Source organism: Marinobacter sp. tcs-11, assembly GCF_002049515.1.
In the GTDB taxonomy this organism is placed as follows: Bacteria; Pseudomonadota; Gammaproteobacteria; order Pseudomonadales; family Oleiphilaceae; genus Marinobacter; species Marinobacter nauticus.
In genome coordinates this window covers 14,857-28,805 of sequence record NZ_LLYU01000003.1, presented here as the reverse complement: position 1 = coordinate 28,805, position 13,949 = coordinate 14,857, and the positions used below count along the sequence as shown (strand labels likewise).

9 protein-coding genes are annotated in these 13,949 nt (G+C 58.5%); 4 read left to right on the top strand and 5 right to left on the bottom strand.

Features of this window, described 5'->3' with window-relative positions; all coding sequences use genetic code 11:
* Positions 1-19 precede the first annotated feature (19 nt).
* Entirely contained in the window at positions 20-1,339 is a 1,320-nt protein-coding gene (locus ARC85_RS04575) for a glycerophosphodiester phosphodiesterase family protein (RefSeq protein ID WP_286714380.1), read from the bottom strand.
* Positions 1,340-1,540: 201 nt separating this feature from the next.
* Between ARC85_RS04575 and ARC85_RS04570 the strand changes: the two genes are divergently transcribed.
* The gene (locus ARC85_RS04570; protein ID WP_023009428.1) at positions 1,541-2,950 is read left to right on the top strand and encodes an SPFH domain-containing protein; all 1,410 of its coding nucleotides are present in this window, start codon (positions 1,541-1,543) and stop codon (positions 2,948-2,950) included.
* Between the two features lie 59 nt (positions 2,951-3,009).
* On the opposite strand, the gene ARC85_RS04565 is transcribed toward ARC85_RS04570, so the two are convergent.
* The 3 genes from ARC85_RS04565 to ARC85_RS04555 all read right to left on the bottom strand — a co-directional run bounded on the left by ARC85_RS04565 (position 3,010) and on the right by ARC85_RS04555 (position 11,022).
* Positions 3,010-8,259, bottom strand: a complete 5,250-nt coding sequence (locus ARC85_RS04565) for a DNA repair ATPase (protein WP_286714379.1) — start codon at positions 8,257-8,259, stop codon at positions 3,010-3,012.
* A gap of 89 nt (positions 8,260-8,348) precedes the next feature.
* Complete coding sequence (locus ARC85_RS04560) at positions 8,349-10,352, bottom strand: hypothetical protein (RefSeq protein ID WP_011787107.1); 2,004 nt, start codon at positions 10,350-10,352, stop codon at positions 8,349-8,351.
* Positions 10,353-10,395: 43 nt separating this feature from the next.
* Positions 10,396-11,022 carry a hypothetical protein gene (locus tag ARC85_RS04555; RefSeq protein ID WP_199452788.1) on the bottom strand — a complete coding sequence of 209 codons (627 nt, stop codon included), beginning with the start codon at positions 11,020-11,022 and terminating at the stop codon, positions 10,396-10,398.
* 205 nt (positions 11,023-11,227) lie between these two features.
* Here ARC85_RS04555 and ARC85_RS04550 point away from each other — a divergent pair, with 205 nt between their 5' ends.
* From ARC85_RS04550 to ARC85_RS04540, 3 genes are all read left to right on the top strand, one after another.
* Positions 11,228-11,632 carry a YjfI family protein gene (locus ARC85_RS04550; protein ID WP_011787109.1) on the top strand — a complete coding sequence of 135 codons (405 nt, stop codon included), beginning with the start codon at positions 11,228-11,230 and terminating at the stop codon, positions 11,630-11,632.
* A gap of 14 nt (positions 11,633-11,646) precedes the next feature.
* Positions 11,647-12,345 (top strand): PspA/IM30 family protein, encoded by a 699-nt coding sequence (locus ARC85_RS04545; protein WP_011787110.1) that lies wholly within the window; start codon positions 11,647-11,649, stop codon positions 12,343-12,345.
* Positions 12,346-12,411: 66 nt separating this feature from the next.
* Positions 12,412-12,735 (top strand): hypothetical protein, encoded by a 324-nt coding sequence (locus ARC85_RS04540; protein ID WP_226596109.1) that lies wholly within the window; start codon positions 12,412-12,414, stop codon positions 12,733-12,735.
* Positions 12,736-12,743: 8 nt separating this feature from the next.
* Here the strand turns inward: ARC85_RS04540 and ARC85_RS04535 are convergent, their stop codons facing one another.
* The gene (locus tag ARC85_RS04535) at positions 12,744-13,907 is read right to left on the bottom strand and encodes a glutathionylspermidine synthase family protein (protein ID WP_286714378.1); all 1,164 of its coding nucleotides are present in this window, start codon (positions 13,905-13,907) and stop codon (positions 12,744-12,746) included.
* Positions 13,908-13,949: the final 42 nt, after the last annotated feature.

Sequence of the window (13,949 nt, the reverse complement as noted above, 5' to 3'; positions counted from 1 at the left end):
ACAGGTGTTACAGCTCCAGCTAACGGCGCCCTTTCGGGTTCATCATGCAGTTGGCGTAATAGGTGGTCGTGGCCGGCCAGTCCGAGAATACACCAATGACGCCCACCTCCCGAGCCAGCACATCAATCACATTCATGACATCGCCGTCGTTATTGATGGCATCCGAAACTGTCTGGTAATACCAGCCACCGCCATTTGCCAGGGGACCACTACGCTCCACGGTCCAGGCGATCAGATCAAGACCAGCCATGCGGGCATTGCGGGCATACTCAGACGGTTCAATCTCGCCATAACTATTCAGCGCCAGCATTTTCCAGAGCGCTGGCGCCAGAATGTTCACGCCCCGGGACTTCAGGCTTTCCATGTGCGCCAGAGACTCTGTCTCCGGCATGATCGGCGACTGATCCAGAAACACTGCCTGTTCACCAAAGCGCGGCATTTCATTCACCCAGAAGAGTACGTCGTCCAGATTAAACGATTGCGGCCACACATCTTTCGGGTTAATGCCAGCGTCGATGTAATCCTGAATCATCTGACGGGCGTAGTCCCGCTGGCTGTACTCGCCCTCAAACGGCATATCGACCACTGGCGTTTTAAGCTCCGGTGTGAACTTGGCGCCCAGTGACTTGAACAGCTCTATACTCTCGCGGTGGGTCATCAAGGTGCCCCGGCTGGCATACAGATCGGTGCGCCAGTCAGCAGTGCCGCCGACATACTCTTCCGGTGTGGTCGCCATCGGATCGTAGGCATCCATCTTACCCTCGAGGGTCTTGAACTCCGCCAGGGTGATGTCACTGGTCCGGCATTCAGCCTTGGCCGGAGTGCCGGTCGCCGGATCAGCAGGGACGAACGGCTGGGTACACTTCGCGTTCAATTCCGGAATGGTGACAATGTTGGTGGTGGTGTGCAGATCATTCTGGGCGTGGCGACACACCAGCTCGCGATCCTTGGTGAATGCAACATCACATTCCAGAATGCCGGCGCCCATCCGAGCGGCTGCAAGATAGGACTCCCGGGTATGTTCCGGGAACTGCAGGGGCGCTCCCCGGTGACCAATCGAGAAGTCCGTCACCTGGAAGTTGCGCACGTCACAGCGTTTGAGACGTTCCTTGAGCGGGCCGTCATCCATATCCTCGACCAGCCAGTAGGGCCGCACACCCACCTCAACCGATGGCTTGCCCTGGTACTTATACCAATCCTTATGACCCCGGTGCTCGTGCCATGCCTTTTCCAGCCCAGGCGGCATCCACTGACGTTCATCATGCCAGCCCGGTGTGGCATTGGCGGCTCCGGCCATCAGAGTACTCAACACCACACTTGTGATAACGCGTAACTTCATAACCTGCTCCTTGTGAAATGAATGATACTGCAGCGTCAGTGTTCACAAGAGCCATGACCACCGCATGACGTTTTTTTGACCAGCCGATCAACTTCTCCTCATATGCAGACTTTTCCTACAAGGATCTGACTGATCTTCCTACACACTATTTACAACATTCCGGTACATTCGGCCGCCCCAAGAACCCATCTGGAGTATCGAATGGACGCCCCGGCAATCTCACGGACAGAGAAACTGCTCTCTGCTGTTCTGAATAATCTGAAAAAATATCTGTTGGCCATCGCAAGCTCGCTGTTCGCGGTCTTCCTGGCCATGTCTTCCTTTTTTACCACGGAGCTGGGCTACACCTATGTGGTTCAGGACACCCTGTTTGGCACCATCCGCGTGTTCACCGAGCCCGGCCTGCACTTCAAGGTACCGTTCTTCTCAAACGTTTATACCTACAATCAGGCCATGACCCTGAGTTTCGGTAACCAGGAGAGTGGTGAAAAGATCAAATCCACCCGCCAACTGGGCGAAGTGGAAGTGCAGTTCGCTGACACCTACACCGCCCGGATTCCGGCCACTTTCCGGTTCCGACTGTCAGCAGATCCCGAAAAGATTGTGGCTATGCATCGTGAGTTCCGCAGCTACGACAACCTGATCGATTCCCTGCTGATCAAGAACGCCAAGAACGTGACCGTAGTGACCGCCACCCAGTACACCGGCGAAGAGTTCTTCCAGGGTGGTCTGAACAAGTTCAAGGTTCAACTGGAAGACCAGTTGCAGAATGGCCTTTACGAAACCGAGCGACAGCAGGTGGAAGTGGAGCAGACCGACCTGGCTGCCGTATCTTCAACCAATGACGACGGCGACCGGCTGGAGCGGAAAGTGCAGCTGGTCTGGAAGAACATCATCCTGCAGGACAGCGCCGGCCAAGCCAAGCGCATTGCCAACCCGCTGGATGCTTATGGCATTCAGGTACGCCAGGTGACCATTGGCCGTCCGCTGCCCGAGAAGCGACTGGATGAGCTGCTGGTGAAAAAGAAGGACCTGGTCGCCAAGCGGATCACCGCGATCCAGGCCCAGGAAACCGCCCGCGCCGAAGCCAAAACCGCGCAGCTGGAAAAAGAGATCGAGAAGGCCCGGGCCATCCAGGACGCCCAGCGCAGCAAAGAACTGGCCATTATTTCCAAGCAGAAAGAAGTGGAAATGGAGCGCCAGCAGGCAGAACTGGAAACCGTCCGCAAAGAAAAAGAAAAGGCCGTAGCCGTGCTGGAGAAACAGAAGCAGCTGGAAATCTCGGTTGCTGAAAGAGACATCCAGAAAGCCAATGCCGAAGCCGCCACCTACGCTGCAAAAGCCATTCGTGAGCAAGGCCTGGCGGAAGCCGAAGTCGCCAAGGCACACCTGCTGGCCAAACAGGCCGCCCGGGATATCTACATGGCCGAAATTCAGCGCGATATCGCCCAGGTAATGTACCCGGCCCTGAAGGACGTAACCATCGACATGCCGGACTACTATGTCGGGGCCGACGCAGGCGCCAGCCCAGTCAGTAGCCTGGAAGTATTTACCAGTCTTGGTGCTATGGAGCAGTTGCGCCGGTCTTCAGGACAGACCATCCCTCAGTAAAGCCAACGCATTGATACCGGGGTGGGCGATCCAGACATTCGCCCCCGGTATCAACGTGGTCAACCGGCCAGCAAACGCTCCTGCAGCTCCCGGATCACCCGCAACACCCGGCTCATGTCACTCTGGGTTTTCAAATCCAGATCCAGCTTGCCATCCATGGTTTTCACCAGCGGCACAATGGATTCTTCAAAGATCCGGGCGAAGGCCATCAGCGCGTCGCCCACCTGGGGCGGGCTGTCCAGGTTGACGGTGACAGCGGGATTCAGCTGTACCGATTGCAGGCCTTTGGTGAGGCCGGTTTCGAGGGAACGGGACAGCTGGCTCAGAGCCTTGTCCAGGTCCGGTTCCGGGTGTTTTCGGCTGTCCAGTCCGGCAACCAGCTGTTGCCCCAGTTGCTGCAGATGTTCCGAGATCAGCCCCAGCTGGCGAACCACTTTCACCCCGGTTTCTTCGTCGCCACCGGCTTGCTGACGGCGGCGGTATTCCTCACAGATGGTCTGCCAGCGTGCCGCTTCTTCGTCATTCATGGTGCCGCGCATCTGCTTGAGCTTGAGCAGGTTTTCTTCGGCACCGTAGGTCAGCAGCTGAGCCTCGCCCTGGTAGTGGTCATCAATCAGGGCTTCCAGCTCTTGGTCACTCATCACCGGCGACAGCTTCTCCGCCAGTTTGTTCATGTTCCGGTAGCTGCCCTGCAGCTTGAAGGTGGGCTCGGTACGGTATGCTTCTGCCTGGGCGCTGGAGGCAATGTAAGCCTGATTGACCCGCAACACGGTTTCCCGCACCCGGATCATTTTCTTCAGCAGGGCAACGATTTCATCGCGCTCGGCGGCACTGTAGTCGTGTTCAAAGTCCGAATCCGCCACCGTTTTGCCTTCGGCCAGATCGGCGAACCGGTAAAAGTCCGCCATGCCCCGGGTGGCCAGCGGTGCCAGCAACCGGTTGGAGCTCAGGCTGTTCTCGATGTAGGACAGCGCAAAGGCATGCTCCATGCCCGAGAGCACGTCACCCAGGTTGTAGATGTCGGCCCGGTTGGCGAGCATGTCGGGGACCTTGAAGACTTCGCCGCTCTCGGTGTAGGGGTTACCCGCCATCACCACACAGAAACGTTTGCCACGCATGTCGTAGGTGCTGGTCTTGCCGCGCCACACCCCTTCAATGCGGCGCGTGCCGTCACACAGGGAGATGAACTTCTGCAGGAACTCGGGGTGGGTATGCTGGATATCATCCAGATACAGCATCACGTTATTGCCCATCTCCAGCGCCAGGTTGAGCTTGATCAGCTCCGCTTCGGCGGTGGAATGGGGTGCCTTCTCCGGATCCAGCGACATCACGTCGTGGCCCAGGCTCGGGCAGTTGATCTTCATGAAGATCAGGCCCAGACGGTTGGCCACGTATTCCATCAGCGTCGTTTTACCGTAGCCCGGCGGCGAGATCATCATCAGCAGCCCAGACTGGTCGGTACGGCGGTCTTCACCCGCCGTGCCCATCTGCTTGGCCAGGTTATCGCCAATGATCGGCAGGTAACTCTCGCTGATCAGCTTGTTACGTACGAACGACGACAGCGGGCGGGGCCGGAACTCGTCCAGCCGTAACTGGCCACGCCATTTCTCCAGTACCTGTTGCCGCACCTCCTGCAACTGCTGCCAGCCAGGAATGATCTCCTGCTGGTGATATCGCAGACGCTCGTCAAATTCATCCAGTTGCAGACTGAGCGTGCGCTCTTCAATGCGAGGGTGTTGGCCCAGCAGACCCTCAATCTGGAACGCCAGTTCCACACTGCGAACCGAGGTTTTCACCGTTTCGCCTACGTTCAGCACAACCACGGCCTCCGGAAGATAGTGCAGCAGATGCTGCTGATCCGTCTTGGCCATCCAGGCTTTCAACCAGTGGCTGGTGATGCTCCAGCGAGCAGCCGGCTGATCGGCCACGACCTCCAGTGCCTGCTGATACTGGGCAAACTGGTTATCCCGTTTCAGTGCCTCGACAAAGCCGGTCGCCAGATCCCCGGCATAGCGAGTGATATCGAAGGCTTCGGATTCTTCCGCCAGCTGCCGCACCAGGTACTGGGCTGCGGAATGCACCAGGCTGCGACCATCGCTGCCCGGCCCGGCCAGGCTCAATTGCTGTTCTTCCACAAAGTTTGCGAGCTGCGGTTCCAGTTCCTGTTGCAGGGATTCCAGCAGCTCATCGGACTGCATCATGCGGCTGAGGATGCCGGCAGACAGGCACCGGGAACGCAGTTGTTGGCCCGCGCTCTGTTGCTGGCTCAACTCGGCCCAGAACAGCATGGCCAGTGCCCTCGCCCTGGGGCTGAAACGGAGCAACCCGGCGTTCTGAATCGCCGGCCACAGCGTACTGACAATCAGCGCTGCGTCGTGATCGTGGATGCCTTTTTCGTAGCCCTCCCGGTAGCGGGGCGAGGCGAATTTGCGGATGTAACCGGTCAGCTCATCCAGATCCGCGACATTGACCGGCAGGTCTCCGGTCTTGCGGAACTCCTCAATCACCAGTGCCGACAGATACTCCGCCCGGTACACCCGGTCGGATTCCGAAGGCTGGCTCATGTTCCAGTAGCCCCGAAGGCGGTCCAGCTCGGGCTCCTCCAGGCGTTCGTAATACTGGGTTCCGGTCAGGTGCAGCAGGACATGATCGTCCCTGGGAATCAGGGTCAGATCCAGCTCCCGCTGGTTAACGCTGAACTTGTGCTTGCCCAGCCGGATAACGGCACCGCCATCCTCAAAGATATCGGCCTTGTCCCGAACGCTGCGCAGGGCCGTGTCCTGAGCCGCTTTAAGCTGGCCCAGGCAATCGTCCGCCTCCATGGCGGCACCCAGCTCCCGCAACTCACCGGCCATGCTGCGCAACCGGCTAACCATGGCATCAGAGGCGAAGAAGGCATGCAGCTCTTCCGGGCTGCTGAAACGTTCGGTACGGCGGCCCAGATTTTTGAGAATACGGGCAGCGGCATCGGTGAGCGTGGTTACCCGGCGCTGTTGCTGATCCTGGAGCTGCTGGCGCCGTGCCTCGGTGCTCTCATGGGCGTTCTCACGCTGCTCCAGAATAGCCGCCAGGAACTCGTCATATTCGCCAAACTGGCTTTCCAGCTCCTGCAGCTGATCCAGCATCCGGGTCATCAGACCATCGCATTCGCGCACATCCGACAGCGCGCTGACGCCGTTCGCCAGGCTCTGCTCAAACAGCCGGATACGAGCCGCAAACTGGGCCCGGGCTTCCGCACTGCCCTGCTCTTTCAGCCGGATTTCCGCTTCGGAACGCTGCTGGTTGATGGTCGCGTAGATGCCCGAGATGTTATCGGTGATCGCCGTTTCCAGCGCGGCATCGTCACCGCCCATCGACGCCAGCATGCCCTGGATCATGTCCAGGCCTTCGGTCAGTTCCCGATAGCGATCGACAATCTTCTTCAGGGCATCCCGGCTGTCGGCCTCGGCCAGCGCAGTCTGCAACTCGGTCAGGGTCTGGCGGTAGCCATCCAGCGCCTCCGGCGACGCCAGGAAACGGAAGGTGCGCTCGGTCAGCCGGCCCTCAGCCTCGGCCAGCTCCTCTTCAAGACTGTCGATACGGGCTTTGTCGGCATAGCGCCGATCATTGAGAGTTCGCACCCGGCCGCGATGATCGCGCAAACGTGCCAGGTAACTGACAAACTGATCCGGTGCTTTCCAGCTATCCGGTTTCAGGTCCCGCATCAACGCGCCCTGGTCCTGAGCGACCTCGGTAATCGCAGCTTCAGTCTGGGCGCGAATGCTCTGGACTTTTTCATACTCATCCAGCACCAGCTCTGCGGTGCTTCGGATGGTACTGAGCTGTTGGTTTAACCCGGCAAACAAGGCTTCTTCCTGGCGCGCTGACAGCCAGAAAAACTGGTCCAGAATACGGTCCACGGTACGAATCAGGTTGGTGAAATGCCGCTCACTGGCGCTGGCGCCCTCCACCAGGGTAACCACCGTATTCAGCTCGGCAATTCCCCGCACCAGCTCGGGATTGCCAATGCGCGCCAGCTCGGAATCGTTGGCGACGTTCGCCGCAGCGTGGAAACTTTCAGAAGTGAACGGCGTTTCCCACACCTGCAACGGGTGCACCAGCGTAGGTTCCTTGTCGGCATTGAAAATCACCAGATGCCCGTTTTCGAACAGGGCGTAACCGTGGCCAATCAGTGGCACATCCGCCTGTTTGCGAATCAGGTTGTAGCGGAACAGGATCACCTGACCGGTGCGCTGTTCGAAGAAGACATACAGCATGTCTTCGCCGTTGGGGGCCCGCAAGGTACGCTTGAGCCGGAAATCCCCGTCGGGAATCTGGAAGGTTTTCAGCTCGCCGGTACTCAGGTAGTAACCCGACGGAAAAATCAGGCCGTGATTGTCCGGCAGCGACGCGACGGAACCGGCCATGGCGTCAACCCGCTCGATCTTGCGCTCGGTGCGATTGAACAGGTAATAGCGCCAGTGTTCTTCGTTAAACGGCAGAATCCGCACCAGCAGAATCTCGCCCAGATCGGCAAAATCGAAGCTGGCGTCGTCCAGTGACTGGGAATCGGACTCCACCGGGTCCGAGTAGATGCCTTCGCCGGTGGAGGTGTTGTTCTCCACCTTGAAAGTAATGTTGCCCCGCAGGTTATCCACAAACAGGGTGTCGGCGATGTTCAGGTGCGGAGAGCGGCCCTGAACCTGGCTGTCGCGGCCCACGGTTTTCCAGGGAAAACTGAAACGTTCCGGGAAAGACAGATCGCGCTCGCCGCGATTATCAATGTAGCGGCTGACCTCACCATCGGGCTTCAGTTCCCAGCGAAACACCCGAAGATCATCAAGCTTGTCACCGATGCGGAACGCCATCAGCAACATGCCTTTGAGAATCACCAGTTGCGACAGCGTGGCGGTGTTGTAGTACTGCTGGAGTTCCCGGAAGTCGGTGGCGAAGCGTTCATCCTTGAGAAACGAACCCTCAATGGCCGCTTCGGTCATCTCGAACCCGCTGTCGCCGTCGTTCAGGTGGTACAGCCTGAACACATCTTCAATCACCAGCGTCTTGCGCAAGCCCAGCTGCAGATTGAAACCGAACAACAGCTTGTCGCCCAGACGCACCACATCCCGGGCGATGGCGTTGTTTTCGGTTCGCACCCGGGCCCGGCCCAGCACGTTCATGCCGGCACTGCCAAAGATCTCTTCGCGGGCCTGGTTCAGCCCGGACACCTGCTCACGCAGTTGCCCGCCCTGCTCTTTCAGCCGGCGCTTGATGGTTTCAAAGGCTGAACCTTCCTGAACAATGCTTTCGAGCTCGGTGCGATCCGTCGACATACCAAATCATCCTGAACCAAAGAGGGGAATGCGGTTAGGGGAAAGCACTCCCGGCACCTTGGGTCCGGTACCGGGAGCCATCGGCCTTATCAGGCCGTCTCGGAACTGCGGTTGGGCTTTTCACCTGCCACCCGGCCGGCAATGTTCGAGAGCGCCGCCTGCAGCGAGGGGGACTTGTCCAGCACGCCCTGAACACTCTTGCCGTAGCCAAGGCCCTGGGCAAACTTCTCGAAAATGCCACCGTCGCCGCCGATCATTTCGAACTTGGCGTCTTTCAGGGCAGCAGCCATAACCCGGCCATTTTCCAGCATGCCAGCCTTCTGGGCGTCGATCTGGGCCATCACTTCCTTCTCATGAACTTCCAGGTTCATGCGGAACTCTTCAAAGTGACGGGATTCCTCAGACATGCCATCGTAGGCCTTGAGTTTCTCAACCAGACCAGCCGCTTCGGCCTTGGCCATGGCTTCGCGGGCTTCGGCTTTGGCGTGGCCCATGCGCTGCTCACCTTCGGCTTCGGCCAGAACCATAGCCTTACGGGCATCGGCCTTGGCAACACCCAGTTTCTCTTCACCCATGGCTTCGGTTTCCAGACGCTGCTCAAGCACCCGAACCTCGGCCATGCCGGCTTCTTCATCGGCCTTGGCGGTAACCGATTTAACCTCGGCGCGGGCCAGACCATCAGCCCGGATAGCAGACGCCTGGGCTTCCTTGACCTGCGCTTCGGCAAGGCCATCGGCCGCGGCCATAGCCTGGCGACCGCGGGCCAGCTTCTCGTCAGCCACCGATTTCTTCTCGGCTGCGTCCATTTCCGCCTGGGCGGTAACCCGAATCTGCTCAGCTTCCAGCTTGGAGCGCTCAAACGCCGCCTCGGCCGCTTTCACATCTTTCAGCTTCAGTTCTTCGGCATCGGCTTCAGCCGCCACCACTTTCTTCACCTTCAAGCGGTCTGCTTCAGAGCGGTTGCGAACATCCTTGATGTTCTCTTCCTCTTCCGCCACATTGCGCTCAACAGCAATACGCTGGCTGGTGATATCGGCAATTTCCTTGCGCTCTTCTTCCAACGCCTTTTCCATGCCAATGCGTTCAATTTCTACCGCCCGCTCACGGTTAACATCCTCGAGCTCCCGGGCCTGACGAATACGCACTTCTTCAATCTGCACCGCACGCTCGCGGGCTTTCATGGCCATTTCAATCTGGCGCTGCTTGTTTTCGTCCGCAATCGCCAGTTCTTCATCCGTCTTGATGCGAGCGGCTTCGGCACGGGCCCGCTCCTGCTCACGCACCTGCTCGGTTTCCGAGGTTTCCCGGGCCTGCAGGGTTTCGATTTCGCGGCGCTGGCGCGCTTCGGCTTCGGCCTGGCTGCGCTCCAGTTCCAGCGAGGCTTCCCGGGCCGAGACGTTCTTACGCTGGATTTCCAGCTCCTGGTCCCGCTCCAGACGGTTGGTTTCCACGTTGTGGAGGGCAGTAATTTCGGTAATCCGCTTGATGCCCTCGGAATCCAGGATGTTGTTCGGGTCCAGCGAGGTCTTCGGCGTTTGCTCCAGGTAGTCGATGGCCACGTCTTCCAGCACGTAACCGTTCAGGTCTTCACCGATGGTCTCGACGATGGAATCGCGGAAGCGCTGACGCTCCTCAAACAGCTGCATGAACTCGAGCTTCTTACCGACGGTCTTCAGCGCTTCACTGAACTTGGCATTGAACAGCTCGTTCACGGCATCCCGGTCTGAGGCACGGCCCACGCCCACCGATTTGGCCACGCGCAGTACGTCTTCCTGGGTTTCATTCACCCGCAGGTAGAAGGCAACGGTAATGTCGGCCCGCAGGTTGTCCTTACAGATCAGCCCTTCCTTGCCGGTACGGTTAAGCTCCAGGGTAATGACCGAGATTTTCATGGTCTCGGCGCGGTGGATAACCGGCAGCACCATGGCCCCGGTGAAATACACCTTGGGCGTGGGCGACAGGTCGTTCACGATCAGGGCCTGGCCCTGGTCCACCTTGCGGTAAAACGCCTTGAACAGGGCCAGTATGCCCAGTATCAGCAGAACCAGGACCCCGACGGTCATGATTGCTGGCATCATCCAAGATAAGTCCATTTAGTCATTCTCCTGCGCTGATTGAAGGGAGTAGGTGCGGGGATTAACCGGCCGATTCGCCGGCAAGGAATTCAGCTTCCGGAACCACCCACCAGGCGTTCTTGTCCGGAATATGTTCGATCAGCACCGCGCGCTCGCGATGCGCCAAAGGCGTATGACTACGAACCTGCAGTACCAGGTGGGCACCATCCAGGATCGCTTCAGCCCGGCCTTTGGTTTCCGTAACCGTTGCTGAGGTCACGACACAGGCGGTACCGATAATACGTTTCTGAAGCGGGGGTAAATACGCCCGCCGGAACAGTGGCCGCAGTGGGCGGATAACAACCGCGGTCACCAGAACACTCATCACCAGAGCGCCGGCGATGATCGCCAGGCCGAACAGTGCATGCAGGAAACCATCAGGCACCAGTGCACCGAGCAGCAGCTCCGCAAAATAGCTCGCCAACCAGGCAATCAGGAACAACAGAGTAAGCACGAGTGGCAGCGGGACACCCTGGAGCCCCAGGGTCACCATCAGGCCGGAGAAGTCGCCGGAGGCATCAATATCGCCATCGGCCTCGATATCGCCCAGACCCACAAGGGAAATCAGCCAGTAAACGATGGCCACGCACAGCAATACGGAAAAAATGACCGTGGGGAAGGAGAAGGCAATTGCAAAGAATGTATCCATACGCGACCAGACATCCGTTCTGGTAAATCCACTGGGCGACAGTCCGTGTCAGACTGACGAGTTGTTTATAACGTAAACAAACTATTTCTTGCAAATGTTTAATTGCGAGGTATAGACTCGGATTATTGACATAAAATGTCAAGCGACAGGACAAGGTTCGTCCGGATCGGCCGAACCGATTCAACGCCACAGGAAGGAGCTATTCGTGGATACCCAATCTCTCACCCTGGCCCTGGGTGACGCCACCCATGCTGGCCGAACCTTCGATGTCATGCCCATTGCCGGCGAAGAACCGGTGCTGCAAGTGATCGTGTCCGGCGCCGAAGAAACACCGGTGTATATTACCGTAACCGACACCCAGATTCTGTGCCTTGCGTACCTTTTCGACGAACAGGAACTGGCCCCGGAACGTCTGAACGAGCTGCATGAAAACATGTTGCGCATCAGTGTTCCCATGCCCTTAAGCTCTCTTGGCAAAACCGGCCAGCACTATGTGGTCTATGGCGCACTGAGCCCCACGTCCGGCACCAGCGAGATCATGCAGGAACTGGTAACCCTCGCCGAGAATGCCATCGACCTGTTACAGACTTTTGAAGACTACCTGGCTTGAGTGAGGGCTGAGACATGAGAACCGTACTTAAAAAAATCCTGACCGCCATGCGCGGGGGTGTGAACGAACTGGGTGAAGCCGTTGTCGACGGCCAGGGCAACCGGATTCTGGAACAGGAACTGCGCGATTCCGAGCATGAGCTGAAACAGGCCAAGCAGGAGCTGGCGTCACTGATGGCCGAAGCGGCCTCCCTGGCCCGACAGATCCGTACCGAGCAGGACAGCGCCGCCAAGCGTGAAGACGATGCCCGCAAAGCCATCGCGGCTGGCCAGGAAGACCTGGCCCGGGAAGTGGCGGAGCGAATTGTTGGCCATGAACGCCGCGCCTCGGAGCTGACCCAAACCCGGGAACTGCTGCAACAGCGCATTGTGGGCCTGAAAGAGCGAGTTCAGAAAGCCGAGAAACAGCTGGCCGACTACCGCCGGGAACTGCAAGTGGTGAAGACCAACGAGCGGGTGCTACGCACCACCGCGCAGATTGACACCAACATCAACAGCCAGCAGTCCTCCCTGAGCACCGCGAAAGAGACATTGGAACGGATTCGCGAGCGCCAGGCCCGGGAAGAAGACCGCCAGACCGCCAGCGCCACCCTGGAAAAAGAGCTGACCGGCGCAGATCTGGACGAAAAACTGAAAGCCGCCGGCATTGACGGCGAACAGGATGCCGTCAACGATGTGTTGGCTCGCCTCAAGGGCGGCAACGCAAACCCGTAAACCCTGAGCGCCCCGAGTTCGGGGCGCTCACTCAAGCACCTCAAAGGCGCTCTCACAGGCAACCCCATGGCGAAGAAACAGGACTGGTCCCGAGAAGAACAGGCCGTTCAGGCGGTACAGATGGCCTTCGACCTGTCCAACGACATCCAGCGCGCCTTTCGCGTGTCGGCGGCCATGCAGGATATGACGACCGCCGACATGGTGCGCAAGGTGCTCCACCTGCCCTACCGTAAAGGCCGTGCCCGCCCGCGACTGACGGTAACCCTCAAAGACGAGGATTTCGAACTGCTGGCACGCAAGTACGAACTGGATCCGCAGGATCGTGCCGCTATTCGCCAGCGCGTGGCGGAGGAGTTGCAGGGATTTGCCAGGCAGTATCTCGCAGACTGAGCAGCTATTTAGTCACAGATGAAATGCGGCACAAACCGGGAGGTATCCTTGGTAATCACCGAGCTGTCCTCCCGAATCCCCATGGCAACAGCCTCACTCCCGACTACCCAACTTCCGATCAGGCAATAGTTGCCGGAAAATTGCGGCGGCGGACACCAGCTCTGGATGATCGTCGGGCAATCGCCGTACGGCCCTTCCACAACGGACTCTACGCCCGATGACGTCTCTACAGAGATATTGGCTCCTTCCCTGGAAAAAAGCGGCTTGCGCACCCATCGTTCAACGTTCGCGCCATTCGCCACTTCATGTTCAAACCAGGCTGGCAGCAGGTTCGGATGCCCGGTGTGCCGTTCCCACAGTAGAGGAAGGATGCCCTTGTTGGAGAGAATCAGCTTCCAGGGAGGTTCGACAAACTGCGTTCCACCCTGCGCGATAGCCTTCGAAAAGGCCTCCTGCCAAATCCATTCCCAGGGATAGAGCTTGAAAAGCTGATCTACCGGAAGGTCGTCAAGGTCTACAAACCGGCCCTGATCATTAAGACCCAGTTCATCCATGAAAAGGCTTGATGGCTTAAGGCCCGCCTGTTCGGCACAATCGGCAAGATACTGGATGGTTCCCGCATCCTCTGGATGGTCCCGGCAACATGCCAGGTGCAAGCTCTGACCAGCCCGGCCAATAAGTTCCAGCCGTTCAATCAAGGCTTCCTGCAATCGATTGTATTGGTCAGCCTCTTGAGGCAACTGGCCGAGGGCGACCTGCTGCTCCAGCCACAACCACTGAAAAAAGCCGGTTTCGTATAGAGAGGTGGGGGTATCGGCATTGTATTCATAAAACTTGGCGGGGCCTTGGCCGTCATAACAGAAGTCCATTCGTCCATAGAGGGAAGGCTCCGAAAACTTCCAGCTCTCGGCAACCAGATCCCAGGCCCGCTCCGGAATGGCCAGCTGCTTCATCAAGCGCTCACTGGCCACCACCTCCGCCACCAGCTCCATACACATGGCGTGCAGGTTTTCGGTGGGCGCTTCAATATCCTCTTCGATCTCCCGAAGACTGAACTGATAGGCCGCAGTTTCATCCCAATAAGGCTCGCCTTCGAGCGTGTGAAAGTGAAAACCGTAGGATTCCGCCTGCGACACCCAATCGGGGCGGGGCGTGAGCTGAATACGCTGCATGGAGGTTCCTTCTCCTGGAGTTGAGGATGAGCGGCGGGAGTC